Here is a 25,901-nt window from a genome sequence, read left to right on the forward strand (position 1 = left end):
CATGGCCGAAGCCTCCGAAAACCAGAAAGCGACCGACAACTGGTCCCGTTACGAGTACGGCCTGAATCGTGGGCACCGCGACTACGTAGAGAAGGCTCGCGAATGCGAGAACTACTACCTGGGCGGCGGATGCCAGTGGAAAGCGATCGATGTGCAGATTCTTACCGAGGCGGGCCGCCCGGCACTGGAATTCAACCAGATCAAGAACAAGATCAACGCTGCAGTGGGATACCAGATCGGGAACCGCATGGATATTGGGTTCAGGCCACGTGCCGGCGCTGCCGATGCCGAGACAGCCAGTACGTTATCCAAACTCGCAATGCAGATCGCTGACAACAACCAGCTGCACTACAAGGAGACGCAGGTATTCAGCGACGGCGTCATCCAGCAGCGCGGCTATTTCGATATCCGCATGAGCTACATCGACACAATTCTGGGCGAGGTCAAAATCGATCTGCTGGACCCGATGGACGTGATCCCGGACCCGGACGCCAACAGCTACGACCCGGATGACTGGGCAGACGTGACCGTCACGCGCATGCTGACTCAGGTCGAGATCGAGATGCTGCTTGGCTCCAAGGCTGTGAAGTCGCTGGATGACACGGATTACTCGGGCGACACTTTCATGCCGGTTGCCGATGACATAGAGCGCTCCAAGTTCGGTGACGACGATGCCTATTTCCCTGAATTCTCGGGAGAAGACGAGGACGACAAGTCCACAAAGCGCTACCGCATCATTGATCGCCAGTTCTGGCAGATGGACCTGGCGGACGTGGTTATCAGCGCTACCGGCGACATCCGGCTGGTTGAGGATATCAACCCCAATGCCGTAGACGACATGGTGGCGGCTGGCGGAATCCGTCAGAAGCGCAAGGTGCGTCGCGTGCGCTGGTTGATCACCACCAAGGACAAGGTGCTGCACGACGATTGGTCTCCCTTCAACCACTTCACCGTCGTTCCGTTCTTCCCAACATTCCGCCGCGGTAAAACTCGCGGCCTGGTGGATGACGCGATCGGCCCGCAGCAATTGCTCAACAAGTCGATGAGCCAGATGCTGCACATAATCAACACCACAGCCAACAGCGGATGGATTACCACTGCTGGATCGTTGGTCAACATGACCGATGGCGAGCTGGCAGACCGGGGCGCCGAGACAGGCCTGCACCTGGTCGTAAAGAAAGAAACCGCTGTCGCTGATCGCCCGCAGAAGATCCAGCCGAACCAAGTGCCAACCGGTATGGACCGGATCATTGATCGAGCATCTGCGCTGCTTGAGTCTGCCACCGGCGTGAATCAGGCGATGTCCGGCAACCAGGGCAATGAGGTTTCAGGCATTGCCATCCAGACGCGCCAGTTCGCAGCACAGCAACAGCTGGCTGTTCCACTGGACAACCTGGCACGAACCCGCTCGATGCTCGCCCAGCGCATTCTTGAGCTGATCCAGATGTATTACGACCAGCCGCGGATCCTGCGCATCACCGAGGCCGACCCATCCGGCAAGGAGTCCACCACAGAGATCCCACTGAACTGGCCTCAGGCTGATGCACGCATCCTGAATGACTTGACCATCGGCGAGTACGACGTTGTTGTCACTGAAGCTCCGGCGCAGATCACATTTGAGAACAGCCAGTTCCTGCAGGCGATCGAGCTGAACGAGAAGGGCGCCGGTATTCCGTGGTCTTACATCGTTGGCTACTCAAACTTGTCTAACAAGCAGGAGGTCGTCAAAGCGATGCAGGATCAGCAGCCTGCGGCACCGGTTGATCCGACCCTTCAGGCGAAGGCCGATCTGCTTGCTGCCCAGGCGCAGAAGACCCAGGCAGAGACCACTCGCTCCCAGGCCGATGCAGCCAAGTCGGCGGCGAGCCTGGATCTTCTCAAGGCGCAGGCGGACGACACTCGGGCCGATACCGTGGCGAAGTCTGTAACGGCCCAGTTCAGCGCCATCCAGACCGCCGCAACCATTGCGCAGACCCCGGCAACTGCCAGCCTCGCCGACGCCTTGCTGCTGTCCGCTGGCTATGTCGATCACAACGCCGCGCCGATCGTGCCCGAGTACAACGGCACGGCCCTGGCTGCGCTCGACCTTCCCAAGAACACCAACCCGCTCACACCGGTGAGCCCAGCATTAGGCATGGACACCGGTATCGAAACCCAGCGCATTGAAGGAGTACCCGCATGAGCAAGTCCGACATGGCCGCAGAAGACATGAAATGGAAGGTTGAGCAGGACCTTCGTTCGCTGGCCGAGGCCGCCGAGATTCAGAAAGACCCGAAACGACTGAAAGCCGCGCAGGCATTGGCCAAAGAGAAGATGGCCGAACTGCAGAAGATCGCCAAGTAATCACGAATACCTAGGGGCAAACCATGAGCAAAGCTGAAGCAGTGAAAGAATCGCAGGAAGACATCGACGCACGCCTGGCCGAAGAGGCTGCGCTGAGCGGTGAGGACTACACGCCGCCTGAAGACGGGAAGGCAGACGCACCTGCTGCGCCTGCGCTGGCCGATGCGGGCGCGGATATCGACGCAGATCCCACCAATGGTAAGCCGGAATACGATGCAGATACCCTGGCCGCGATCGCCGGCGACGACAAGCCGAAGATGATCCCTCACGCCCGGTTCAACGAGGTCAACGAAGAGGCCAAGCTTCATCGCGCCCGCGTCCTCGAACTGGAAGAGCTGCTGGCCCGTGCCAAGGGTTCAGCCCCGGCCGCCGAATCGAAGAAGGAAGAGGCGCCACCGCAATACGACTTTGACGATGCCGAGGATCGCTATCAAGCCGCATTCCTGGACGGTGACAGCACGAAGGCCAAGCAGATCCGGGCCGAAATCCGGACAGAAGAGCGAAAGTCGGCCATTGCCGAGGCCGAGCAGGTCGCTGACCGCCGCTATCAGGCGAACAAGGAGACTGATGACGCGCATCGCTCGAAGTTGGAGTTTGAGATCGCGCTGAACAAGGCATACGCCGCGTTCCCATTCCTCAGTGGCGACAGCGATGACATGAACCAAGACGCGATCGACGAGACGCTGGTCTGGCATCAGCACTTTGTAGCCAAGGGCAAGACCCCTGCTCAAGCGCTGGAGTTGGCGGCGGCGAAGATCGGACCTCGCTATGCCCCAGCCAAGACCGAGCCAGCTGCAAAGGTGCCTGACGCAGTAAAACCAGACCTGCAGAAAGGCTTGGACCGTGCCGCCAGGGTTCCAGGCAAACCGGCGGGTGTCGGCGCGCGCGCGTCAAGCCTGGACGTTTCGAAGATGACCGCCAAGGAGCTGAAGAACCTATCCGCCGAGGATGAGGCCGCGCTTGCTGGCGATATCGTGTAGTTGACGGACCGATCCAGTCACATAAGTTGGTAACTGCATAGCCATTGCGACAAGGACGTCACCCAGCCTTCTGAGTGGGTGACTCCAGTCCGGCAAAGCTCGCTCACCGAGTCACGGTGTCTCTCGCCAGCAGGGCGTAAAGCTGACCCGTTTCAAGCGCATCAGGAGCGTTCAAACCTGTCCTCGCGAGGGTGGCGACATACCCAGAACCAAAAAGCCACCTTCATAGGAAATGCCCTCATGGCAACTACCAATTTCGCGGCCCTTCAGCCGCAGCAAAAAGTCTACTGGTCCAAAAAGACCTGGGAAGCCGCTCGGGACGACATGTTCCTGAACAAATTCCTGGGCGACGGCGAATCCGCAATCATCCAGCACATCACCGAGCTGACCAAAACCGAAAAGGGCACCCAGGTCATCATGAACCTGGTTGCTGACCTTGTCGGTGATGGCGTCACCGGCGACAACATGCGTGAAGGCTTCGAAGAAGAAATGCAGGCGTACTTCCAGGAGATCCAGATTGATCTGATCTCCAACGCAGTACGCAGCAAAGGCAAGCTGGCCGAGCAGAAGTCCGTTATCGACTTCCGCCGCATGGCCCGCGGCCGCCTCTCTAACTGGCTGGCCCAGCGTGTTGATGAATTGGCAATCCTGACTCTGTCCGGCATCGCCTACAACTTCAACACTGACGGCTCCGCTCGTGTCGGTTCCGCCTTCCCGGGTCTGGCTTTTGCCGCTGACGTGAGTGCCCCCTCATCGAAACGGTATCTGGCCTGGGACGGCTCTAATCTGATCGCCGGCAGCACTGCCGCGATCGCTGCTACTGGCATCCCGAAATACAAGATGATCGTGGACCTCATCGCTTACGCGAAGTCGCACCACATCCGTCCTGTGGTCTCCGGCGGCAAAGAGTATTACGTACTGCTGGTTCAGCCTGGCACCTTGGCGGCCCTGAAAATGGACCCGCTGTGGCAGAACGGCCTCACCAACGCCGGCGTGCGCGGCGACAACAACCCATGGTTCACCGGCGCGACTGTGACCGTCGACGGCGCAATCATCCAGGAATCGAACAAGGTCTACACCACCTTGGGCGCACCTGCGGGTAGCAAGTGGGGCGCAGGCGGCAACATCAACGGGACCCGCACTCTGCTGCTGGGTTCCCAGGCGCTGGGCTTCGCTGACATCGATCAGGGCGGCGCCGGCTGGGTTGAGAAGTTGTTCAACTACGACACCCAAATGGGCGTGTCGCTGGACCGCTTCATCGGCTTCAAAAAACCGCAGTTCTACAGCATCTACGACAAGTCGGTTCAAGACTTCGGCGTGATCGCTGTCGATCACTATCTGCCGAACTCGGGCGTTTAAGGAGGCCTTATGAACTACTACCACTACGACCATCAGTGGCCCGTGATTGGCTACAACGAAATGCTTTCCACTGACTTCGCCACTGTCGCGACGCAGAGCGTGGTCGTGCTTCCTGAGGGCTCGATGGTCATCCGCGCGTTTGTCGTGGTGACCACCGCGTACAACTCGGCGACCACTGCGACCCTGAACGTTGGTGACGCTGCCACCCCAGCCCGTTACGGCACCGGTATCGACCTGAAAACCACCGGCATCAAGCAACTGACGCCGACTGGTTACATCACTCCGGGCCAGGGTCCGGTGACCGTGACCTTTGCCCAGACCGGCGCAGCAGCAACCGCCGGCGCGGCTCGGGTGTACATCGAGTATGTCGTCGACCGTAAAGGCGATGAAATCTCCGAGTAATACCAAAACGCCCCGGTTCTCCGGGGCATCTCAACATGTGAAGGGGCAATAACCATGGCTGAAGTACTGCGCATCCTCCCGCCGAAGGGCGAAGAATCCTATCCAGTTTTCCTGCCGTCCGGGCACAGCATCCGCGTCTACCAGACCGACCCTGCTGACGGGCAACAGGGAAGCGTGATCCCGAGCAAGTTTCACAAGCATGCCCTGAAGGCCGGCTGCATCTACCGGGGCACCGAGTACGAAGAAGACGGAAACGACGATCAGTCGGGCTCCGAAAACGGCGCACTGATCATCAAGGCCATCGAGGCAATCATCGAGCGTGATGAGGCAGACGACCTGGACAACACAGGCAAGCCAACCCTGAAGGCCCTCAAGGCTCAAGCTGGCTTCAACGTGACCCGTGCTCAGGCTAACGACGCCTGGGATCACTTCCAAGACTCGCTGGCATAACCCATGGCCTACGATACCGTCGAAGCCCTCATCAAAGCCTTCCGTGAAGACGAGAAGGACACAAAGCAGCCGTATTTCTGGTCGGATGATCAGTTGGTTCGCTGGACCAATGAGGCTTTGACGGAGTTCGCCGAGCAGTCGCAAAGCATCTACGACGACGAAAGCGATGTAACGCTGATCCCTTACGGCATTGGCGAACATCGCTTTCAGCTCGACCCGTGCATTCTTGACGTGGTCAATGCGTGGATTGAGGGAAGCCCCTCATGCCGGCTGCAGCGGTGCACCTCCGATTATCGCCCTCATTACTACATGGCGTTCGGCGGCTGCGGCTCCCACTTTCGGTTCAACCCGGCCGGGATCTTGGTCCTGTACCCGACGCCCACGGCAGTAGGCGAGATTCGCCTGCAAGTCATTCGTCGCCCAGTCAAAGAACTGAGCAAGTGCGACCGAATCCCGGACATCCTGCCATCGGATCGCCGTCATCTGCTGTTGTACCTGGCCTATCGGGCCTACAACGTCAGCGATGCTGAGACGTTCGATAAGTCAAAATCAAACAACCGTTACGCCGAGTTCCTGAGCAAGTGCCTGGACATGCGTGAGGCGGCCATCCTTCGCCGTGGCGACTGCTCCCGACCCATCAGGAGCAACTGGTAATGGCGAGCAATAGCGCTTGGTCAGGCGGCATCAACAACCGTGCGAATTTCCGCGACGTACCTGACGGCTTCGTGCGCGACCTGGTCAACCTTGACCCTCTGGTAGGCGGCACGCTCGGGCTTCGTACTGGCTACGACCGGCGATTCGCAGCATCCAATGCCCGCGGCGCCCTGAGTATCGGATCGAGTGTCGTGTTTGCCGACGGCGCATCGCTGCTGAGTTACGACACGCTCACCGGCTCAATCCATACCCTGGCGCAGATCGCATCAAGCGGTCGCCTCGTGGGGTCGGTACTTAATAGTGAACTCTTCCTGTGCACGGCTACCGAGACCCTGAGGTTCGACGGCTCGACACTGCGTCGCTGGGGCGTTCCGACCGTCACTGACCAGCCGGCGCCCGCCCTTACCGCTGGATCATTGCTGGCTGGCACCTATCAGGCGGCGATTACCCTCGTAAACGCGGCAGGCGAAGAGGGCGGCACGGTCAACCCCATTCAAATCACGGTGAGTGACGGTGGAGGTCTACTGTTCAATCCGCCGACTCTGCCTGCAGGTCATATCCTGCGGCTGTACGTGGGCCCTGCCAGCGCCGAAACCCTGTATCTGCAATACGAAGGCTCGGCCAGCTACATCGTGGCGAACCTGCGTGATGACACGTCCAGGCTTGAAACGCTGAATCTTCGTGCTCCAGTAGGCGGCGATCAAATGGCGTCCCTCAGCTCGATCCTGATGATCGCCGACGGCGACACGCTCTGGCACACCGTCGCCATGAGCCCGCACCTGATCGACATGTCCCAGAACTTCTTTCAATACCCGTCAGCCATCAGCGTCGTGCTGCAGGTTGATGGCGGGGTGTTTGTCTGTGCTGACAAGACCTATTTCCTCCAGGCGCCAGAGACCGGCGATGTCGTGCAGAGCAAAAAGCTCGAATACGGCGCAGTCCCGGGTACCGGATCAATTCTCCCTGACGGTCGTGCTTGCTGGATGACCCAGTACGGCCTGGCCGTAGGTGCGCTCGACGGCAGCGTGACCCTGCTCAGCCAGAACAACTTCGTGCCCGAGATGGCGCAATACGGCGCATCCGGCGTCATCGATCACAACGGCAACCAGATGGTTGTCACCACCATGCGCGGACAGAAAGGCCCGAACCCGTTGGCCGCCAGCGATTATTACGAAGCGGAGATCGTCACCCCATGACCAGCATTCCAGAAAGCCTGGCAAAGTTCGGCTTTGTCTTCAAAGGAGAGGTCGTGTCGCCTACTGGCGAGGTGATCAGCTCCGGCAGTTACACGAACATCATTCCGCAGGCTGGCATTGACCACATTGTCGGCCTGCTGCGCGGTACCGGAACTCTCAACTCAAGCTGGTACGTTGGAGTTGGCGCTTCGAACTATGTGCCGAGCAGCGCAACGACTGCGACCGATCTGCCGGCGGCAGTGGGAGAAGCCACCGGTTATAGCCAGGCGACGCGGCCAATCTGGTCGAACACCTATGACGGCGTGTCCAGCGTGGACAACCTGAGCACTAAGGCCGAGTTCACCTTCACCGCAGCGACTCGCCTTTACAGTGGCTTCCTCTGCTCGAACTCAGGCAAGGGGAGCAACAGCGGGATCCTGCTGTCGATCTCGCGCTTCGCCTCGCCATACGACGTCCCGGCCGGCTCCACCTTCCGCCTGGGCATTTCCATCTCCCTGCTTTCGGCGGCCTGATCATGAGCCTGACGCTATCCGCACGTAACTCCGTGCTGCCGACCCTGTTCGCTGGGACGGTCTATATCGCCCTGCACAGCGGCAACCCTGGCGATTCGGCCACGGCAAACGAACTGTCTGGGGGCGGGTATGCCCGGCAGCCGGCCACGTTCAATGTCGATTCCGGTTCCGGGACTGCGATTCTTGGCGCTGGCTTGAGCTTTGCGGTCGGATCAACCGTCACCCTGACGCATATCTCGATGTGGTCAGCGGCTACTGGCGGCGCTGCATTCAACCGCCAGCCGCTCACCGCACCGGTTGAGGTGTCGAGCGGAACATTCACGATCGCCGCCGGCGACATCACCACTGGGGGTAACGTCTGATGAAGCGCAGTACAGGCCTTCGCAACAGCATGCTGTCCACTAGTTCGTTCAAATCGGCCATGACGGGATCAATCATCAAAGTCTGGTCCGGCACGGCGCCAGCTTCGGCAGACGCGGCCATCCCTGGCGATGCGGTCTTGCTGCTCACCTATTCCCTGAATGGTGCCGGCGGCGGGGTCAGCTTTGACACCGCTGCGGCTGACGGGACCCTGCAAAAGAACCCTGCCGAAGTGTGGCAAGGCCAGATTGCGGCTTCCGGAACGCCGTCATTCTTCCGCATGCAGGCGACAGGCGACACCGGCGCAGCGACCACCAGTCAAATCCGGTTGCAGGGTACGGTAGGGCTGCAAGACGCGGACATGGTGGTCAGCGCGCTGACCTGGACCGCTGGCGACGAGCGCAAGCTGAACTACTTCACTGCCACTATCGCCGCTGGTTAATCGGGAAGACCGCTATGGCCAACCGTCTGACAAAGCGGTCGAGAACCACCTATAACGCTGGCGTTCCTGCTCAGGCCGGCACTCCGGCACGATGCGTCACCGGCCCTGGCTACAATGTCGTCTACATCGACGGCAAGCAGCTCATCAACAAGGGTGTCGATACGCCTCCGGGCTATCCCACTATCGTCAAATACCATCTGGACGCGACCGGCAGAAAGGTAGTGGATCAGATCCTTATTCCTACGATGGTGCCGAGCGACAGCGTGACCACCTGCTACCCAGCGGTCCCATACTCGCCCGGCGTAGAGGCGACATCCACGACAGATCAGCAAGCCGGCTGGAACTCGGGGGCGCGTAGCCTTGCTGCGCCTGTCGGAGACTTTGAGCTGACATTCGCATTCCCGCCGGTGCCAAGCGGTGCCGTCATCTGTGGCATTTCCGGCACAAACTCCACCGTTGGAAGCTTCGCCGCCATAGAGCACGGCCTGTACACCTCCGGTGTCTCGATTCAGTTCTACGAGTCCGGAGCGGTCAAGCACACTTTTTCGGTATCTCCGGCAGTGCTCCCGTCGCTAAGCATCCAGCGGATCGCCGGAGTCGTTACGGCGGTCGTGAATGGAGAGGCATTCCGCAGCGGCACTCGATCGACCGGCAGCAAGTCCATCACCGCAGCGCTATACGCCGCAGGCGACTATGTGGACAGCCCAGTTATTGGCAGTGTCGCGTCGGGATCGTCATTCGCCCCGTTGAGCCTGGGCAACAGTCCTGGCTCGGCGCCGGAAATCACATCGCACGAGACCACGCTGCTGCTGGGCTCGGCTTCCGGTAAAGACTCGGCAACCGCCGTGGTTCCAGTCATCAGCCTTGATGGCGTGGTTACCGTGTTCGACATGGCCATGTCAGCTGTTGATCATGGCATTGCCAACGACGCCGGAGTTCAAGGCGCCGACGTCTCGCCTGGAGTGAACAGTTCAGAGGATTACTACACGGCTATGCGTCTGGTCTTCGATGACCCTCAGGTCGTGGGTTATGACACAGATCAGCTGCTTGAGGCGGCGATCGTCGAAGGCATAATTCCAGACTCGCTTACCGACTTCACGCCATCGCTCTTTGCGACCATCTCTGAATCGCTGACGCTCGGCACGATCATCAACGTCATGATCGCAATCGACGCGAAACTGGTTGAAATCCTGGCCCTGCCAAGCAATGCCAGTGCAAACCTGATTCTCGAGACGGTACTGCGCAGCGGCCTGGCCATCAGCGATTACTCGTCCCAATCCAGAAACGAGGCGCTTCAGTACGCAACCAACGTCGCCACCGGTGCAGTTACCCGTTACAGCGGGTTTGGCTTCAACAGCTTCTGCCGCGTCGGAACAGATCTTTGGGCCACACGCCCGGACGGCCTGTACAAGATTGGCGGTGATACGGACAACGGCGACCTTCTCTCCTACCTGATCGACTTCGCCGCCGATGACCAGGGCACGCCTCGAACCAAGCGCCTGGAGAACATTTTCTTCGGCATCCAAACCGACGGACGTACATACGCGCGCCTGACGGACGACTTTGGCCGCGAGCAGACCTATCGCCTCATCCAGCGCGACAGCTCAGAGGCGCGAATCGAGACTGCCAAAGGCGCATCGTCCAGGTTCTGGCAGCTGCGGCTGGAAGGCGAGGAAGCGACCTACGCCGAGATCGACAACATTGAATGGGTCGCCGCGACAGGCTCCCGGAGAACGAAGCGATGAGCATCGACAGCACCAACAGCCAGCTTTTCGCACTTGCCCAGCAGGCGATCGGGTATGCGTCGGGTAGTGCCGGCCGGATCAACATCGTCTCTAAGCCGACACTGAAGGAAACCCCGTTTTCTTACTCGGTCGGCAGTATCAACCTGCAGGAACCGCCCAAGTTCAGCGACTTGTTCGGAGGGACCGACAACGCCGCGTCAAACATCGCCAGCGTAAACGGCGAGGTTGAGCAGTGGCTTGCGACCTATTTCCCTTCGATCAACAGCGGATTCAAGAACGTCCCCGAGGATTATCTCGTTGGCGTGATCAGTGGGGTGACGCCGTTCGGCATGGCCAGCACCGTGTTCGAAGCCGTGTGGCAGCAATCCCGAGATCGAGCCGGGCGAACTGTCAGGTCGGAGCGGGCCACGCTGTCATCCTCATTTTCTGCCCGCGGCTTTTCCTTGCCACCAGGCGCGCTCATTGATCAGCTTGCTCAATCCGAGCGCCGGGCTACCGACGCTGTGCTGGACGTGAACCGTGAGCAGGCCATTAAAGATGCCGACATCAAGCTTCAGATCCTGCAGCAGGCCGTGCAGCTTTCGACCCAACTAAAGCTGGGCATCCTGAACACTGCTGCTGACCTGTTCCGGGCCTACACCAGCCTCTACCAGCTTGACTCTCAGTCCGCGCAGATCAAGGCTTCGGCGTATCAGTCCTTCTACAACGCACTGTCGAGCTATTACAACGTCGAGGTGAACATGGAGCAGCTGAAGCTTCGTGCTGCTGAAACGAAGGCTGGCATCGACGGCGAAATCGACGGGCATCGCATCCAGAACTATGCGGCGGATTCCACTGGTTCAGCTCACGCCGGCGCCGCCGGTGCATTTGGCCAAATCGCAGCCCAGGCAGCTAACGCGGTGGGCACCCTGGACGCTCAGATTGTTTCCAGTTCCGGTAACGTCTGATGGGCGTCGTTCGGCGCTCAGTGTCCACGTCAGGCATCTGGCTGCTTCGGAGGGTCATGAAGCTTGCGCAGTCCATGGCTCGCGGCGGTGTTACTGGCGGCAGCAAGAAGCAGATCATCGAAGGCTATCTGCTGATTGCCAAGAAATCCGGCCAGTCGATGAGTGCGGTCGTCATCGATCTGCCGGCATGGCTCTGCGTGATCGGTCGATACATCTCCAATGGCGTGGCGCCGTACGCGCGATATTACGTGCAGACGCTCAACTCTGGCAGAGACAGCTACCTGCCAGGCTTCATGGATGGCGTTCAAGCCCCCCAGACATCACCGACTCTGACGGCGGGGGCATTCGGCTCGCTGTCCCTGGGGGTTTCCGGCGACCCCGGCCAATTCGTGCCCACTCGTTATTGGGGGCTTGCACAACCATTCTCTGGCCTAGGCGCAGTGCACTCTATTTCTACAGTGGGCACCGCGGCGCAGCGCTGGCCCATGTCCTACGCAGGTCCGAAAGATCCGTTCGCTTGGCGAATCATCGTGACCGCGCCGTTCTATGTGCGCTTCGAAAACGGCGTGGTGACTCCCGCCAGTCCAACGGCCGCCCAGGCCAGCTGGACCTTGAATATTGGCGAAAGCGTGTTGAACGCAGTAGGGGCGAAGGCGATTACCCGTCTGCAGGATTCCGCAGTGGACAACTTCGAGATCAACTGGGAGGCCGCGCAGTATCCGTGGATGTCGACTGGCAAGCCGAAGGGGTTCTTCGACGATGACGGAAATCCAGGGTATCGCATCACCGTTGCGGCACAGGTCGTCTACGAAGAGGCGGGGCCTTACTACTGGTATGGCACAGAGGATCGGCCGCCAGATGACTCGAACGGCTTCCCAGTTTGGACAGAAGTCGCCAAGGGCTTCAATGTCAATGGAGGCACGCCGTCCGGAGCCCGCGGGTTGTGGGCGGCTGACATCGAGGTGATTGGGACAACAGCCCGAATCGTGAACTCCTACAAGGTGTTCGCTGGCGATACCGAACGCACGCCGGTACTGCGCGACCGGACCCGCTTCGAGGGTGTCGTCGGCACCTGGTACCTGAATAACATCGTCTACCGCGCTCCAATGGCGACGATTGAAGACGAAGATGGTGCCCGAACTTCAATCATGATCACCTCGACGTTCGTAGCCAGAACCAAAGACGACCTCGACGACCCAGATGGTGCGGCCCAAGAATTTGAGGGTTCGCTGTTTCTTGATGTGACCTGGATCGAGAACGGATCGAGTAGACGGCAAAACCTAATCACCAGAGAACTAAAGCGTGGCGTGTTCTACCCGGGTCGCGCAGCGCCTCCTTACAACGGCGCAAGCTCGGCCTGGGATATCGGCCAGGCTGATGAGGGGCGATTCACCATCGGCTGCGACACGAACGGTAAAGAGGTCGTATTCCCGGTGTTTTCCTCTTTTCAGCCGGGGTCAATGCCGCAACTGAGCGTATTCGTTGCGGACAAGGATGGCGTGCGCACCGGATATTCGGGAACGCCCGGATTTGCTATGTGCTTGGCGTGTGGCACGGGGGAGCAGGCAAATTTCAACTATGGCACCGTCGATTTCCCGGATCCCGGCGAGCCAAGTTACGGGGAATGGATCACGCTTCCTGCCGGCTTCGACCAAGTCACATACATCGGAAACAGCCGGTACGCCTTCTATGTATCGAGTCAGGTCTCCGACCGGCCGGAGGATAACTACTTCTGGGCGCCGTCCGGGAACATAGCACTGGCCACCTACAACGCGTTCACCAACGCTGTCCGGGTAGAGGGCGTTATCGATCCTGCGCTGGTCAGCAACGGGTTCGGTCCCGACTCGCTTAGCGCCGCACAGCAAGCCTATTTTTACATCTCTGAGACAGGTGCCTATACGGTTCCGACCTTCGCCAATCCGCCAAAGCTTGGCAGGATCGAGGTCGTCCGGCCAGAGAGCGATGGCTACGACCCTGAGGACCCAGCAGCAGGAGGTCATCCCGCCACGCTGATCGCATCCAAGGGCTTCGGTCAGCCCGGGCTCAATTTTCCTGAATACGACGGCCAAGACATCACCGGTGGTGCGACCTGGATTAGTTACGACTCCGGCGCGACCTGGGCCCAGATCCTCGAATACGGCTCACCAGCCGGAACATTCCACTGCGGGAACATAGCCCAGGCACGCACAGAGCCTGTAGTGAGGGTTTGAAATGAGTAAATTCTTTGTTTGTCCCGCCGCGTCCGGCACCGAACTCAATCTGTTCGATGGTGCTACTGGCGAGATTGTTTCGACAAAAACAATGCCTTTCAGCGCATCCAGCGGCGCTCTGTTCGACATGAGCTATGACGGCACGATCGCTGCGGTAACCTTCTATCTTCAGGGCTACGTCTGGTTCTGGAATCAGGCGACCGGGCAGACCTCGCAGATCCAGGCTGGCACGTATGTGGGGGCGGGACACGGCTTCGACGGGGAAGGCACGTTCTACCTTGGCGCCTCTGAACAATATCTGAAGGTCGTAGCGCCTTACACCGCTGGCAGTTTCGTAGCGGCGCCTGGCGTTGGGGCTATCTATCCCGGGCAGCTCCCGGAAAGAGCGCTTTGCCTGTCTGGCGGCGGCCTGGCCCGAATGGACCTGACCACCGGCGCTGTGGGCACTGTCATCGGAGAGGGTGAGGAAATCGGTCCGGCCGTTGCTGACACGTCGGGTTCCTATGCGATTTCCTGCATTGATTACCGATACGGCGCCAAGATTCGCAACTACGACACAGGGGTTACCGTTGCGCAGATTGGGCCAACCAGCGGCGCCAGTGCAGCCGACATTAGGGGCATGCCATATTTCACCAGCGACGGCTCTGGTTACGTCTTAAAAATCAGCGAGGGCGCGCTGGGGCTTGGGTTGCTCGGCGCCACCTCCGTCCGACCGATCCCGCTTGACGCGGTGATCGACTACGCGGCCGATCTTGCCTACGTGTATCTGGAAGGCTTGCTGGACGACAACACTGTGCTGCTCAGCTCTGTCGCGATCAGAAACATGCTCGTAGCATTTGATCTCACTACCCAGCAAATCGTGTGGCAGAACTCCAATGGCCGAAATGTCTCGCAGAGTGGTAGCGATGCAAAAGGTTGCGGCGTGCAGCCAACGTTCGGGCCTGGCGGCAACCCGCCTGAACCTGCAGGATTTTGGAAGGAGTTGCTGCTCGCTTACGAGGCCGCCTGATTGACCCTTGAATACAGTCACATACCGTAGGAACCATCGAAAATCCTGCGGGAGTGACAAGCATGGCAGTCGGCGATCTCATTGGAGACCTGGCCACGGCGTATCTGACGCCAGCTCAACGAGCGGCTAAAAACGGGGTTCAGTCCCTCACCGGCGGCCCAATTGCCCGAGCAAGCGATCAGCTGCCCAAGGTAGCTGGCCTGGCAGCCGTAGCACCTGCAGTCGCGGGTCAACCCCCAGCAGACCCAACTCAACCGCAAAGCCTGGCGAGTGCATTCGTCAATCCAGCTCAGTTTGGCGCACCCGCACCGGTTTCCGCACCCCAGAGCCTCACATCCCTTTCACCAACGGCGCCAGCTCAGCTAGGCGCGCAACCAGCGCCCACACAGCAGACAGCAAGCCTTGCAGATGCGCTTCCCCAGGCATCGACTCAGGCGCAGCCAGACCCGCAAGCACAACAACCGGTCGGCCTGGATGCGGCATACAGACCCACGGGGGTTGGGGCGGGCACCAACGCTATTGTCGGCCGAGCTGGTGCGAATGGCGTAGCTCAATTCAGCAATCAGCCGGCCGACCTCGCCACTGCTGCCAACTCGGCACCGGTGAGCGCTGGTCCGCAGATGCCTACCTCGCTTTCTGATCTGTCACCGGGAGGCGTCAGCGCGAACCCGAATGCGCCACTTGCCTCCCTCGGCTCAGCATCGAACCTGGGCGATGGGGTGGGTGCGTTTAGCCAGGGCCAGGCCGGGGACGCGCAATTGGCCATGACTCGCTTTCAGCGCGCCAACGACCTGCGCAACGCCTATCAAGCCCAAGACAGTGCAAACCTTGCAGCGACCCGGGCCCAGCAAGGCGCGCAGCTTGGCATCGTCCGCGATAGTAGCCAGCCGCTGACCAGATCTGACCTGGCTGCCGCCCAGCTTGACCAGCAGGCTCAGGCAGGATTGGTGCAAAACGCCTCGCGGGCCCAGCAGTCCCTTGAGGACTTGCGAACTGGACAGACCGCTAACAACCAAGCACGACAGGCCCAGCGACTGGATGATGCATTCACCGCCGCTACTGCACCTAACGCCACACCCGAGCAGAAGCAGCGCTACCAGACGCTCATCGACCCGACTGGCGCAAACACTTTAAAAACACAGCAGGCACAGACCCAGCTGGCGAATGCGCAGGTGGAGGGCCAGTTGAAGCAACAGCAGCTAGCCCAGAACGACCAGGCACAGCTGCAGGCCGCTCAGGACAGAACTCGGGGCCAAGCAGGCCAAGTGGCAACGATCGATCAGGCGCTGTCTTCCGTTGATTCGCTGCTGGGTACCAAGGTCGATCCCAAAAACCCGGCTGGGCCGAGGATTGATGAAGATCCTGGTCTAGCATCTGCTGTCGGACTTTCCTCGATTCTGCCTACTCGTCCAGGATCTGCAGCAGCAGACTTCGAGGCGCGACTCGACACGCTGAAAGCCCAAAGCTTTTTGCCTCAAGTCGCGCTGCTAAAAGGGGCGGGCGCGCTTTCTGATGCTGAAGGCAAAAAGCTCTCAGACTCCATCGGAGCTCTGTCACCCAAGATGAGCGAGGGCGCCTTCCGTAAGTCGCTTGCGGACATTCGCAGCACATTTTCAGCCTCCCGGGATCGGCTCGGCTCCAGCGCAAGCGCGGCCCAGGCACCAGGATCAGCGGCCGGCGTTGCATCTACCCAGGCCGCACCAGCCATCCCCACCATTACGTCAAAGGCGCAGGCTGACGCGCTGCCCGCCGGCAGCGTCTTCATCGGCCCAGACGGCAAGCAGTACAGGAAATAATTATGGCTGACCAAGACTGGCTGAAGGAATACACGCCTGTTGGCGCAGATAGCGCACAGCAGCCTCCGGCGGCCGTTGCTGCCACGCCGGCAACCGCCGCGACAACCGACAGCAATCATTCGTGGCTCAGCTCGTTCACTCCGGTCGATCAAGCTACCCCAGCTCCTGCGGCATTTACCAAGCCGGCCGCACCAGAGGTTGGCGCTGGGGAGGCGTTTGTTCGAGGGGTTGGCGATGGCACAACCTTCGGCCTGCAAGACGAAATTCTCGCCGGCCTTGATGCCGCCGTGCAGCCGCTGATTTCGATCCCAGAGAACGGCTCGGCGGCATCAACATTTGGTGAGCGCTACGACGAAAACGTCGCGAACCAGCGCGCTTTGTTGAAGGCTGGTCAAGAGCAGAACCCGATCGCGTCTGCCGCAGGCAATCTAGCTGGCGGGGTTATCCCGGCGCTTGCCACTGGCGGCGGATCTGCATCGGCCAGTCTTGCCGGGACGATAGGCAAGGGCGCCGCAGTTGGTGCTGGATATGGAGGGCTTTATGGGTTCGGGTCAGCGGAAGGAGATGCTATTGAGCGGCTACCAGAAGCAGCCACAGGCGCCGCTATTGGCGGGCTGTTGGGCGGTGCTGTGCCGGCGCTGTTTGCGGGCGGTTCCGCGCTTGTCAGGAAAGCTGCGGACTCCGGCGCTGCGCGCCTGGGCTTGGACGTGACAGAAGGAGCAAATTCATCCATAGCCAGTACCCCACCAGCAACCTCTGGCGGGTCTCTTGCGTCTATCGAGGCTGGGCCGGCTATCGTAGCGGCTGCCCAGGCTACAGGAAAAAGAGGCGAGACGGCCGTTAATGATCTGTCAGCGTTGGCAAGTCCTGATCCGCGCGTCCTTCAGGCCGCAGAAGATCTGGGCCTTGATCGCAATCTCGCTCCGGCCCAGTTTGCACAGAATCAATCGTTTCTAGAAAAGGCTCAAGGGCTGGCATCTGTCCCTGGCAGTCCTGCGGCAGCAGAGCAACAGTTGACGCACCAGGCGCTCGCACGTAGGGCCGACAAGCTGATCAACGACTATGGAGGGGCGACTGACAAGAGTCGCTTTTCGGACGATTTCAGAAATGAAAGCGTCGACACTATCAAGCAGCTAGAAAAAGGAAGCTCTGACCTTTACGGCCAGGTGAAAGAGGTAATACCTGCCGAAGCCAGAACAACTGCTGATAATTCGCTGGGCTACCTGCAATCCAAGCTGCAAGAGGTCAATGGAGATACTTCCTTGCTTTCGGCCGCCGAACAACGCGCTTATCGAGTCCTGACGGCAGATCCTGACGCTGACAAGCCATTGGCGGCGATTGCGGGCCTGCGAGTGCCTGAGCGCCACGCAGCAGCAGCGCAGGCGGCAGCGAAAGAGGCCGACGATATCGTTTCCCTGTACGGCGGCTCGCTGGACAAAAGCGCCTTTTCCGACCGATTCAAAGCGGAGAGCCAGCGCACAATCGATGCGCTCAGCCGTCAAGCAGAAGGCCTGTATGGCCAAGTTGGCGAGTCAATTGGAAATCGAGCTCAAGCTCCTGCAAACGCCACTATCGATTTCATTCAAGGCCGAGCTGCCGACTTAGGTGGAAAGCCATTACTGTCGGCTGACGAAAGGAACGCTCTGAGCATCCTGTCTCCCAAGGTCCGGACAGAGCCTAACCCGCTCATTCCTGGAACCATCCAGACCATTACTGAGCATCCAACATACTCAGCGCTCGATTCCGTGCGCAAGTCAGTGGGTGATGGGTACAAGGGTCGTGGCCCGTTCGCTACCTCAAGCTCGCGAACGCTCGATGCGCTGTATGCCAACCTGAGCAAAGACCAGCAGGCCGTGGCAAATGCTGCGGGCGTCGGCGACGCCTTCACCTCGGCGAAGGCGTTGGTCGCCCAGCGCAAGGGTATCGAGGAAGGCCTGGTGAAGACGATCGGCAAAGACCTGACCGGCTCGGTCTCAAATGTCCTAAGTGGCGCCGTGAAACGACTCGCCGACGGCGACTATCAGGCGTTTGACCGCACCATTGCCAACATCCCCGAAAATCTTCGTCCACAGGCAGTGATGACCGCGGTGGGCGACGCCTTCAGCGGCGGCAAGGCTGGGGGGCTGAACATTCCAGCGTTCAATAGCTGGTACGGAGCCCTCACACAAAACGCTGAGGCGAAGGCCAGACTCAGTGGGCTGATAGGCCAAGAGGCTACTCAGCGCCTGGATAACCTGTCGGCATACACACAGCGCTTGCAGGGCATCGTTTCCGGTGCTGTACCCGATGGAGCAACAAGGCAGCCTTCTTATGAGGCGCTCGACAACCTGCGCAGGCAAGTTGAGGGGCGGATCAAAAAGACCAATTTCGCCGACGCCGAAAACGAAAGCTTGCAGCGCCTCCATTCCTCAATCCTGGCCGATCAGCAGCGCCTCGCTGATGCCCATGGTGTCGGGGATGCGTTTCAAAATGCCAGGTTCCTCGAGTCTCAGCATCGCGAGGCCAGTCAGAACCTGACCGACCTAATTGGGAGCGACCTCAAAGGGGCGATTTCATCGAAACTCGGAACCGCTGTCGCCCAGTTGAAGAACGGCGATTACAAGAACTTCGACACGGTGCTGAGCAAGATCCCGGAGAATCTACGGGAGCGCGCAGTACTGACTGTTCTAAACGACGTTTTTAGTTCCGGAAGCCGCAACGATGCTTCACTGACGGCCACAGGGCTTAATTCCTTCTGGACATCGTTAAGTCGTAATCAAGCAGCCAAAGAACGCTTCCTCAGCTATCTGCCAAAACAGGCGGCTACTGACGTGGAGAACATCGCGACCGTAGCGGGTGGGATGGCTCGCGCTTCTGGAGCCAGGTTGCCGAACGGTAGGATTGCCGCGACCCTGGAAGAGTTCGCCGGGCCTGACGGTGTGGTCTCAAGGCTTATGGGTAGCGCTGGGAAGATCGCGGCGGCCGAAGGCATCACCTCGTCGCTGGGACTGCCTGGTGCCGGTGCCGCCGGCGTAATCTACGGGATCGCTAAAGAGAAACGGGCGCCACTCGTCGAAGCTGCCGGGAAGGTTCTTTCGTCTCAGCAGTTCTACGACGCCATGGTCGCGTATGCCAAGGCCGGTGGCCTTCCCAAAGCGAATGTGATTGCGAGAGAAAAGCAGCTAATGCGCACGCAGGCATATAGGAAATGGGAGAAAAACCTGAGCGATGCCTCGCGCGCGAGCGTCCGTGCGTCTGGACCGCTGGCATACCTAACGGCCGGTGCTGACTAAATTCGCTTGCGGCTTTATCATGGTGCCTCAGATGCGGAGGGGGGCGCCATGCAAGACGTAGAAGTGAAGTTTGCATACAAAGCTGGATTCCGGCGCCTATGGCTTGCGCTTTCTTTGCTCTGGCTGATCGGCGCTGTGCTGGTCGTGTCTGAGTATCGAGAGGGAGCTCTTCAGGCATTCCTCCTGTTCGGATTTCTGCCCGTAATCGCCATCTATGTTATTGGTGTGGCACTCGTCTGGATCATCGAAGGATTCGCACGCGCCGATCGATAAGCCCAGACTGAGCGCTCAAGATCCAAGTCCCCTTGCCGATATTTGTGATAACCGGCGCCTCCAGAGTGGCCGCCTCATCAAATCTCGACAAGGAAATTAGTCGTGAAGTACATCATTCTCTTCTGTCTAGCACTGGCATCCGCCACGGCTAACGCCGGCACCCTCACCATCATTCCTGACAGCACAAGCTCAATGGGCATCGAGAAGCAGCGGCGAGAGGCTGCTGAAAAGGCCCGCGCTGAGCGACAGGCGCGAATCGCTGCAGGCATTGAACAGCCGCCGCCGGTGATCATCATCCGCCAAGCGCCGCAGTACCAGCCGCCACCAAAAACCCACTTCGACTGCCAAAGCTACGGCTACAACAACAGCCGCATGTCTTGCGACTGACTCAACACGTTAGGTTCTACGGCCCGCCAAGCGCGGGCTTTCTTTTGCCCCTTGTCCGAAAAATCCAGTCACATACGCTCACCGGAAATCGCAGGAGATTTCCATGGGCGCCCCAGTCGTCGACATCAACATCGTCAAGGGCAAGACTTTCGAGTTCATGTATCGGTACGCCGATCAGGAGCTGGCCTATCTGCCCATCTCTGGCATGCCCAGCACTGCGCCTGTTCGTCTCACTGTCGTCAACCACGGCATTCCTGACGGCTGGCCGATCAGCATTGAGGGTGTCAAACAGCCTGAAGAGCTGAACACTGGCGACGGTGACGTCTATATCGCGTCAGTGGTCACCTCCAGCGTCATCGAACTGAATTCGGTCCGCTCTGACAACTGGCGCGCCTACATCCCAAGCGGCTCGGTCATCTTCAATCGCCCGTTCGACCTGACCGGCTGCTCTGCTCGCATGCAGATCCGCGATCGCGTCGACGGGAAAATCCTGCTGACCCTGAATTCTGATTCCTCGACCGAACCTGACGGCATCATCGAGATTGACACATCTCTGGCCGCCCTGGTTGTTCGCCTGACGCCAGCGGTTACGACAGCCATCACCTGGCGCCAGGGCGTGTACGACCTCGAACTGATCACGCCCAGCGGTGATGTTTATCCGGTCACGGCGATTTCGAAGGTCAGGATCGGCGACGAGGTGACCCGATGAACTCCGCCTTCGTCGTGCGCGGATCGTCGAACTGCTGCCAGCGAACTGACGGCGCATTCACCATCATGGTAGGTCAGCGCGGCGCCCAAGGCCGCCCAGGCACTGACTCTGGCGGCGGAGTCCAGACCATCATCTGCACGGCCGGCGAAACCATCAGCGCACTTCGGGTCATCTACGAAAGTCAGCAGCTTGCCCGCCCGGTCAATCCTGCTACCGAATCGGTCTATCAGGCGCTGGGCCTGGCCATCACATCAGGCTCTATCGGCACCGACATCAACATCCAGACCCAAGGCTTCGTCGATGACTCCTCATGGTCGTGGACGGAAGGTCATGTCTGGTGCGGCGCAAACGGCGTACTCACGCAAACCCCGCCGACAACCGGCTGGGATTTCATCATCGGCTTCGCCACCAGCGCGACACGCCTTTATATCGACCTCAACGAGCCGGTTTTACTGGCGTAGGAGCATATCGTGGTAGACAAAGTTCTTCGCCGGGTAAACGGCCAAAACCAGCAGTACACGCCGATCACCAGTTCAGCGGGCGCTGCTGATGCAGGAAAGATTCCCGCATTGGGCGCTGATGGCAAGCTTGACCCCACCCTGTACAACGCAGGAAGCGGCCCGGCCAGCCGCTCTATCCCAGCGAGCGAGGCCATTGCCGCCGGTAAGCTGGTCAACATGTACGCGAACGCCGGCGTGGTGAATGTGCGCCTGGCTGATAACTCGAACGGCCGTCCAGCACACGGCTACGTTCTGGCGGCCGTCGCCAGCTCTGCATCGGCAACTGTTTACGACCTCGACGGCGTGAATAGCCAGCTCACCGGCCTGACTCCAGGTTCGACCTATTACCTTGGCACTGCTGGGGGCGTTGTCACTCCAGCCCTCGATGCAACCTCAGCAACAGCGGGCTCGATTGACCAGAAGATCGGCGTAGCCCTGAGCGCTACCGAGTTGGATACCGACGACTACGACTACGTGGTGCTCTGATGACTGATCGTCTCCCAGTCGTTCGGAAGGGCGGCCAGAACGTCCAGATCCCGGCGGGGGACGCGTTGCTGCTGCGTAGCGCGCTCAACGAGGCTACGCCACAGACGTTCTCCGGCAGCACGCTGATCCCGAAGTCCGTGCTGGATCTGGCCAACACCATCCACTTCGGCGAAAGCGACCTGACCCAGATCGGTGACTTAGCGGTCAGTTACGGGGCTATCCGCCGTTTTGTCTTCACCGGCGTCACCGTGCTGCACAACAGCTCGACGATGATCCTCTTCACTTCGGCCGACATCACCACGGCTGCCGGCGACGTGGCGCTGTTCGAGTCGCTGGGCGGAGCTAACTGGCGCATGATCGACTTTGCCAGATTCAGCGGCGCTCCTTTGTTATCAGCTGGCGCATCAGACCCAACCAAGCTGCCACTGGTTGGCGGCAAAATGACTGGCGCGATAAACGAGGCCAACCCGGTCTCGCTGGTCATCGGTGCAACGGTCAGCAACACGGTCGACCTGGGATCGTCGGCGTCGAACACCGTGCTGGTCAGCGGTTCAGGACCGTTGCAGTTCCTCGGTAACGCCAGTCGCGGAACGACACGACGTATCCAGTTCAACACTGCCGTAACTATCTCTAACACTTCCAGGATCATCCTCCCAAGTGGCGCGGACATTGTTACGGCGGTGGGCGATACCGCCGAGTTCATAAACGTCGACGACACCAACATTTGGAAGTGCTTGTGGTATCAGCGCGCCAGCGGTACGTCATTGGTTGGCGCCCCGGACAGCACAAAGCTACCGCTCGACGGCAGCAAGGCCATGACCGGCCCCTTCAACCAAGCCGCGCAAGCCAGCCTCAACGCTGCTTCCGTAGTCAACATCGGCGGCGCCTCGTCGGACTCGATCTACATCAGCGGCGCGGCAACGATCAACTCGTTCAGCGGTGGCGTGGATGGGATGCGACGTCAGCTCCAGTTTGCTGCTGGCATAACCCTCGCTGCCGGACTGGTACCGGGCGGGGTGCGAACCACGCTGTCCGGCGACAACGCAGAGTTTCAGGCGGCATCGGCAACTGCCTGGCGCTGCCTGTCGTACACCAAGGCCGATGGCACGCCACTCGTATCTTCAGGCTCAGGCCCAGCCAACACGGACCAGCTGACCGAAGGCACGACAAATCTCTACTTCACAACCGCGCGCGCTCAGGCGTCACTGCTAACCGGTTTCACATCGTCGACCGGTACAGTGACTGCTGCTGATTCAATTCTGGTTGCACTCGGCAAGCTGCAAGGCACAAAGGTCGACGCCGTTGCGGGCAAGGGGCTATCCACCAACGACTACACGACTGCCGAGCAGTCAAAGCTGGCAGGCATCGCAGCTGGCGCGACGGTTAACTCTACCGACGCCGCCCTTCGAGATCGTTCGACTCATACCGGGACGCAGGCGATTAGCACTGTCACCGGGCTGCAGACTGCTTTGGACGCAAAAGCCCCTCTCGCATCCCCGGCTCTTACTGGGACGCCAACAGCTCCTACAGCGACGTCGGGCACCAATACTACCCAGCTGGCAACAACCGCGTTTGTAGCTGCCGCCGTCTCATCAGGTGGCGCTGCTACAAACCTGGGCGCAACCCAGGCCGCCTCAACGGTCACGGTTACTTCCTCCACCGGTACTAGTGCGGTACTTCCAGCAGCAACAGCAACTCTCGCAGGCGTTCTCATTGCGGCCGACAAGTCGAAGCTGGACGGAATTGCCTCTGGCGCCCAAGTTAACGCCGTCACGTCCGTGTCCGGCAGAACGGGCGCAGTGGTACTGACGAAGTCTGATGTTGGGCTATCCAGCGTAGACAACACTGCTGACACCGCGAAGCCCGTCAGCACAGCCCAGCAATCCGCATTGGACCTAAAGGCTCCTCTGGCTTCTCCAGCCCTCACGGGCACTCCAACAGCACCAACCGCAGCGGCGGCTACAAACACCACGCAACTCGCCACCACTGCATTTGTTACTGCGGCCGTTGCTGCGGCACCTGGCGGCGCAACCAATCTTGGCGTTACCACCGCCGCTTCTACGCTGACCGTCACCTCGTCGAGCGGAACAAGCGCCGTGTTGCCCGCAGCTACCGTATCTCTTGCGGGCGTGCAGACTGCGGGAGACAAGTCGAAGCTCGATGGCATCACTGCTGGCGCTCAACCGAATGTCGCCACCAACCTCGGCGTCACAACGTCCACCACGACAGTTACGGTGACGAGCAGCACCGGCACAAGCGCCGTCATTCCTACGGCCACAGCATCTATCGGCGGCACGATTTCCGCCTCTGACAAGACAAAGCTCGACGGAGTCGCCGCCGGCGCACAGGTCAACACTGTTACGTCAGTCGCGGGGCGGACTGGGGTCGTAGTGCTTGCGAAGGCCGACGTCGGTCTGGGAAGCGTTGATAACACCGCAGATACCGCCAAACCGGTGAGCACTGCCCAGCAAGCAGCGCTCGACCTTAAAGCCCCGCTGGCGTCACCGGCCTTGACGGGAACTCCAACAACTCCAACTGCGACAGCAGGTACAAACACAACGCAGGTGGCGAGCACAGCATTCGTCACGGCAGCCGCAGCCACGAAAGAGCCGACCGTCACTGCCGGCACCTCTGCCCAGTACTGGAGCGGGGTGAAGGCGTTTGTTGACTTCGCCACTTCGGTTCGCGCCGCAGTGCTGACAGGGCTCGATCTGACCGTTTCAACCGCTGTAGTGGCTGGTGACACGCTGCTGGTTGCGATTGGCAAGTTACAAAGTCAAATCACCGCACTGACAACCACTGTAGCGGCCAAGCTTTCACTTACAGGCGGCACCTTGACGGGCAAGCTCAGCGGCACCGTCCTCAGCATGGCCGACTATTTGGACAAGGTGACCGTCAACGCAGCAGCAACCGGTACTGCCACCCTGGACCTGTCTGTGTCCAGCGTCTTCGATCTGACCCTGACCGGCAACACCGCTCTGGCGTTCAGCAACATTCCGGCCCTGACGAATGAGATCTACACCGTGGTCGTCACTGTTCGTCAGGGCACCACAGCCTTCACCCTTACTCAGCCGAGTGGTGTGACCGTGATCAAGTCGGCAGCCATCGATACCCCCGGCGCCAGCAAGCAGAAAGACTACATCTACTCGACCAAGAACGGTACGGCGTGGGAGCTGCGCGAAGGGGCTTCGACATGAGGTTTGGGCAAGTGCTTTTGCAGATTCAGCGAAAAGTCCCGATACCCGACGACCCGGCTATCGGCGACGCGTATGGTGGGGGCTATTACTTCGGAAAAATAAACATAGATGGATTGCTGTATTGGCTTGTAGTGGCAGAAAAATCGACCGAAAGCAGGATGACGGTGCGCAGCTTGGCTACAGGTACTACAGGTACTGACAGCACCTATAACGGAATGGCAAACACTCAGGCTATGACGCCAGACTCTGCGTATGCAGCAGCTGCGTACTGCCGTACTTATGTAGACCCAGCCGGCAACCAAGATTACTACCTGGCCTCAGGCTATGAGATGGAAATCCTGTACAGGGCCTTAAAGCCAACCACGGGAAACAACACTACAACTCAAAATAGCTTCAATCCGAATCCATACGGCTCGCCCTCAGGACCAACGTATACCGCAACAAATCCAGCGCAGACCGCCGTTTCTCTCTTTGTCGGAACTGGCCTTACCAAACAGACGCTATTCAATGATGGGACCGCTAGGTTTTGGACGTCTACCCAATCCCCGGCGGACGCCACAAGAAACTTTACCTGGCGCACCGATGACGGAAGTACTACTGCCGGCTCTAAAACCGCATCTAACTACGTTAGGCCCATCCGAAGAATTTTGATTCCGGGACAATAAAATGAAC

At 59.6% G+C, this 25,901-nt stretch carries 24 protein-coding genes; all 24 read left to right on the top strand.

All coding sequences use genetic code 11. The features are described from left to right. Position 1: 1 nt before the first annotated feature. The 24 genes from ACI2KS_RS10290 (at position 2) to ACI2KS_RS10405 (ending at position 25,894) form a co-directional block, all read left to right on the top strand. Positions 2-2,182, top strand: a complete 2,181-nt coding sequence (locus ACI2KS_RS10290) for a genomic island protein (RefSeq protein WP_404619720.1) — start codon at positions 2-4, stop codon at positions 2,180-2,182. Next, positions 2,179-2,343, top strand: a complete 165-nt coding sequence (locus tag ACI2KS_RS10295) for a hypothetical protein (protein ID WP_404619722.1) — start codon at positions 2,179-2,181, stop codon at positions 2,341-2,343. The genes ACI2KS_RS10290 and ACI2KS_RS10295 overlap by 4 nt, the downstream gene beginning before the upstream one ends. Positions 2,344-2,366: 23 nt before the next feature. After that, positions 2,367-3,323, top strand: coding sequence for a hypothetical protein (locus ACI2KS_RS10300; RefSeq protein WP_404619724.1), 957 nt, complete (start codon positions 2,367-2,369; stop codon positions 3,321-3,323). 240 nt (positions 3,324-3,563) lie between these two features. After that, on the top strand, positions 3,564-4,682 hold the full coding sequence (locus ACI2KS_RS10305) for a N4-gp56 family major capsid protein (RefSeq protein ID WP_404619726.1): 1,119 nt from the start codon (positions 3,564-3,566) through the stop codon (positions 4,680-4,682). A 9-nt stretch (positions 4,683-4,691) separates the two neighbouring features. Next, a complete protein-coding gene (locus ACI2KS_RS10310; protein ID WP_404619728.1) occupies positions 4,692-5,084 on the top strand; it encodes a hypothetical protein in 393 nt (130 codons plus the stop codon). A gap of 54 nt (positions 5,085-5,138) precedes the next feature. After that, complete coding sequence (locus ACI2KS_RS10315; RefSeq protein WP_404619730.1) at positions 5,139-5,534, top strand: hypothetical protein; 396 nt, start codon at positions 5,139-5,141, stop codon at positions 5,532-5,534. Positions 5,535-5,537: 3 nt separating this feature from the next. After that, positions 5,538-6,188 (top strand): hypothetical protein, encoded by a 651-nt coding sequence (locus ACI2KS_RS10320; protein WP_404619732.1) that lies wholly within the window; start codon positions 5,538-5,540, stop codon positions 6,186-6,188. Further along, on the top strand, positions 6,188-7,384 hold the full coding sequence (locus ACI2KS_RS10325; RefSeq protein ID WP_404619734.1) for a hypothetical protein: 1,197 nt from the start codon (positions 6,188-6,190) through the stop codon (positions 7,382-7,384). Before ACI2KS_RS10320 ends, ACI2KS_RS10325 begins: the two co-directional genes overlap by 1 nt. After that, positions 7,381-7,896, top strand: a complete 516-nt coding sequence (locus tag ACI2KS_RS10330; RefSeq protein ID WP_404619736.1) for a hypothetical protein — start codon at positions 7,381-7,383, stop codon at positions 7,894-7,896. Before ACI2KS_RS10325 ends, ACI2KS_RS10330 begins: the two co-directional genes overlap by 4 nt. 2 nt (positions 7,897-7,898) lie before the next feature. Beyond that, on the top strand, positions 7,899-8,258 hold the full coding sequence (locus ACI2KS_RS10335) for a hypothetical protein (protein ID WP_404619738.1): 360 nt from the start codon (positions 7,899-7,901) through the stop codon (positions 8,256-8,258). Continuing rightward, on the top strand, positions 8,258-8,698 hold the full coding sequence (locus tag ACI2KS_RS10340) for a hypothetical protein (protein ID WP_404619740.1): 441 nt from the start codon (positions 8,258-8,260) through the stop codon (positions 8,696-8,698). Before ACI2KS_RS10335 ends, ACI2KS_RS10340 begins: the two co-directional genes overlap by 1 nt. Positions 8,699-8,712: 14 nt before the next feature. Beyond that, a complete protein-coding gene (locus ACI2KS_RS10345) occupies positions 8,713-10,443 on the top strand; it encodes a hypothetical protein (RefSeq protein WP_404619742.1) in 1,731 nt (576 codons plus the stop codon). Then, the gene (locus ACI2KS_RS10350) at positions 10,440-11,390 is read left to right on the top strand and encodes a hypothetical protein (RefSeq protein ID WP_404619744.1); all 951 of its coding nucleotides are present in this window, start codon (positions 10,440-10,442) and stop codon (positions 11,388-11,390) included. The genes ACI2KS_RS10345 and ACI2KS_RS10350 overlap by 4 nt, the downstream gene beginning before the upstream one ends. A 56-nt stretch (positions 11,391-11,446) precedes the next feature. After that, positions 11,447-13,600, top strand: a complete 2,154-nt coding sequence (locus ACI2KS_RS10355) for a hypothetical protein (RefSeq protein WP_404619746.1) — start codon at positions 11,447-11,449, stop codon at positions 13,598-13,600. A 1-nt stretch (position 13,601) separates the two neighbouring features. Then, positions 13,602-14,609 (top strand): hypothetical protein, encoded by a 1,008-nt coding sequence (locus ACI2KS_RS10360; RefSeq protein WP_404619748.1) that lies wholly within the window; start codon positions 13,602-13,604, stop codon positions 14,607-14,609. Positions 14,610-15,367: 758 nt separating this feature from the next. Further along, positions 15,368-16,405, top strand: coding sequence for a hypothetical protein (locus ACI2KS_RS10365; protein ID WP_404619750.1), 1,038 nt, complete (start codon positions 15,368-15,370; stop codon positions 16,403-16,405). 2 nt (positions 16,406-16,407) lie between these two features. Further along, on the top strand, positions 16,408-19,677 hold the full coding sequence (locus ACI2KS_RS10370) for a lytic transglycosylase (RefSeq protein WP_404619752.1): 3,270 nt from the start codon (positions 16,408-16,410) through the stop codon (positions 19,675-19,677). Between the two features lie 48 nt (positions 19,678-19,725). Then, positions 19,726-19,950 (top strand): hypothetical protein, encoded by a 225-nt coding sequence (locus ACI2KS_RS10375; protein ID WP_404619754.1) that lies wholly within the window; start codon positions 19,726-19,728, stop codon positions 19,948-19,950. Between the two features lie 102 nt (positions 19,951-20,052). Next, on the top strand, positions 20,053-20,337 hold the full coding sequence (locus ACI2KS_RS10380; protein ID WP_404619756.1) for a hypothetical protein: 285 nt from the start codon (positions 20,053-20,055) through the stop codon (positions 20,335-20,337). A gap of 103 nt (positions 20,338-20,440) precedes the next feature. Then, a complete protein-coding gene (locus ACI2KS_RS10385; RefSeq protein WP_404619758.1) occupies positions 20,441-21,046 on the top strand; it encodes a hypothetical protein in 606 nt (201 codons plus the stop codon). Further along, positions 21,043-21,507 carry a hypothetical protein gene (locus ACI2KS_RS10390; protein ID WP_404619760.1) on the top strand — a complete coding sequence of 155 codons (465 nt, stop codon included), beginning with the start codon at positions 21,043-21,045 and terminating at the stop codon, positions 21,505-21,507. The genes ACI2KS_RS10385 and ACI2KS_RS10390 overlap by 4 nt, the downstream gene beginning before the upstream one ends. 9 nt (positions 21,508-21,516) lie before the next feature. Next, positions 21,517-22,032, top strand: a complete 516-nt coding sequence (locus ACI2KS_RS10395) for a hypothetical protein (protein ID WP_404619762.1) — start codon at positions 21,517-21,519, stop codon at positions 22,030-22,032. After that, positions 22,032-25,229 (top strand): hypothetical protein, encoded by a 3,198-nt coding sequence (locus tag ACI2KS_RS10400; protein ID WP_404619764.1) that lies wholly within the window; start codon positions 22,032-22,034, stop codon positions 25,227-25,229. The genes ACI2KS_RS10395 and ACI2KS_RS10400 overlap by 1 nt, the downstream gene beginning before the upstream one ends. After that, positions 25,226-25,894, top strand: a complete 669-nt coding sequence (locus ACI2KS_RS10405; RefSeq protein ID WP_404619766.1) for a hypothetical protein — start codon at positions 25,226-25,228, stop codon at positions 25,892-25,894. Before ACI2KS_RS10400 ends, ACI2KS_RS10405 begins: the two co-directional genes overlap by 4 nt. Positions 25,895-25,901 lie beyond the last annotated feature (7 nt).

Source organism: Pseudomonas sp. NPDC087358 (assembly GCF_044900785.1).
GTDB lineage: Bacteria > Pseudomonadota > Gammaproteobacteria > Pseudomonadales > Pseudomonadaceae > Aquipseudomonas.

What these genes read in the sequence shown, in the direction of transcription:
- ACI2KS_RS10290 (WP_404619720.1), top strand. Translation starts at nt 2, where the DNA reads ATGGCCGAAGCCTCCGAAAACCAGAAAGCGACCGACAACTGGTCCCGT.
- ACI2KS_RS10295 (WP_404619722.1), top strand. Translation starts at nt 2,179, where the DNA reads ATGAGCAAGTCCGACATGGCCGCAGAAGACATGAAATGGAAGGTTGAG.
- ACI2KS_RS10300 (WP_404619724.1), top strand. Translation starts at nt 2,367, where the DNA reads ATGAGCAAAGCTGAAGCAGTGAAAGAATCGCAGGAAGACATCGACGCA.
- ACI2KS_RS10305 (WP_404619726.1), top strand. Translation starts at nt 3,564, where the DNA reads ATGGCAACTACCAATTTCGCGGCCCTTCAGCCGCAGCAAAAAGTCTAC.
- ACI2KS_RS10310 (WP_404619728.1), top strand. Translation starts at nt 4,692, where the DNA reads ATGAACTACTACCACTACGACCATCAGTGGCCCGTGATTGGCTACAAC.
- ACI2KS_RS10315 (WP_404619730.1), top strand. Translation starts at nt 5,139, where the DNA reads ATGGCTGAAGTACTGCGCATCCTCCCGCCGAAGGGCGAAGAATCCTAT.
- ACI2KS_RS10320 (WP_404619732.1), top strand. Translation starts at nt 5,538, where the DNA reads ATGGCCTACGATACCGTCGAAGCCCTCATCAAAGCCTTCCGTGAAGAC.
- ACI2KS_RS10325 (WP_404619734.1), top strand. Translation starts at nt 6,188, where the DNA reads ATGGCGAGCAATAGCGCTTGGTCAGGCGGCATCAACAACCGTGCGAAT.
- ACI2KS_RS10330 (WP_404619736.1), top strand. Translation starts at nt 7,381, where the DNA reads ATGACCAGCATTCCAGAAAGCCTGGCAAAGTTCGGCTTTGTCTTCAAA.
- ACI2KS_RS10335 (WP_404619738.1), top strand. Translation starts at nt 7,899, where the DNA reads ATGAGCCTGACGCTATCCGCACGTAACTCCGTGCTGCCGACCCTGTTC.
- ACI2KS_RS10340 (WP_404619740.1), top strand. Translation starts at nt 8,258, where the DNA reads ATGAAGCGCAGTACAGGCCTTCGCAACAGCATGCTGTCCACTAGTTCG.
- ACI2KS_RS10345 (WP_404619742.1), top strand. Translation starts at nt 8,713, where the DNA reads ATGGCCAACCGTCTGACAAAGCGGTCGAGAACCACCTATAACGCTGGC.
- ACI2KS_RS10350 (WP_404619744.1), top strand. Translation starts at nt 10,440, where the DNA reads ATGAGCATCGACAGCACCAACAGCCAGCTTTTCGCACTTGCCCAGCAG.
- ACI2KS_RS10355 (WP_404619746.1), top strand. Translation starts at nt 11,447, where the DNA reads ATGAAGCTTGCGCAGTCCATGGCTCGCGGCGGTGTTACTGGCGGCAGC.
- ACI2KS_RS10360 (WP_404619748.1), top strand. Translation starts at nt 13,602, where the DNA reads ATGAGTAAATTCTTTGTTTGTCCCGCCGCGTCCGGCACCGAACTCAAT.
- ACI2KS_RS10370 (WP_404619752.1), top strand. Translation starts at nt 16,408, where the DNA reads ATGGCTGACCAAGACTGGCTGAAGGAATACACGCCTGTTGGCGCAGAT.
- ACI2KS_RS10375 (WP_404619754.1), top strand. Translation starts at nt 19,726, where the DNA reads ATGCAAGACGTAGAAGTGAAGTTTGCATACAAAGCTGGATTCCGGCGC.
- ACI2KS_RS10385 (WP_404619758.1), top strand. Translation starts at nt 20,441, where the DNA reads ATGGGCGCCCCAGTCGTCGACATCAACATCGTCAAGGGCAAGACTTTC.
- ACI2KS_RS10390 (WP_404619760.1), top strand. Translation starts at nt 21,043, where the DNA reads ATGAACTCCGCCTTCGTCGTGCGCGGATCGTCGAACTGCTGCCAGCGA.
- ACI2KS_RS10400 (WP_404619764.1), top strand. Translation starts at nt 22,032, where the DNA reads ATGACTGATCGTCTCCCAGTCGTTCGGAAGGGCGGCCAGAACGTCCAG.
- ACI2KS_RS10405 (WP_404619766.1), top strand. Translation starts at nt 25,226, where the DNA reads ATGAGGTTTGGGCAAGTGCTTTTGCAGATTCAGCGAAAAGTCCCGATA.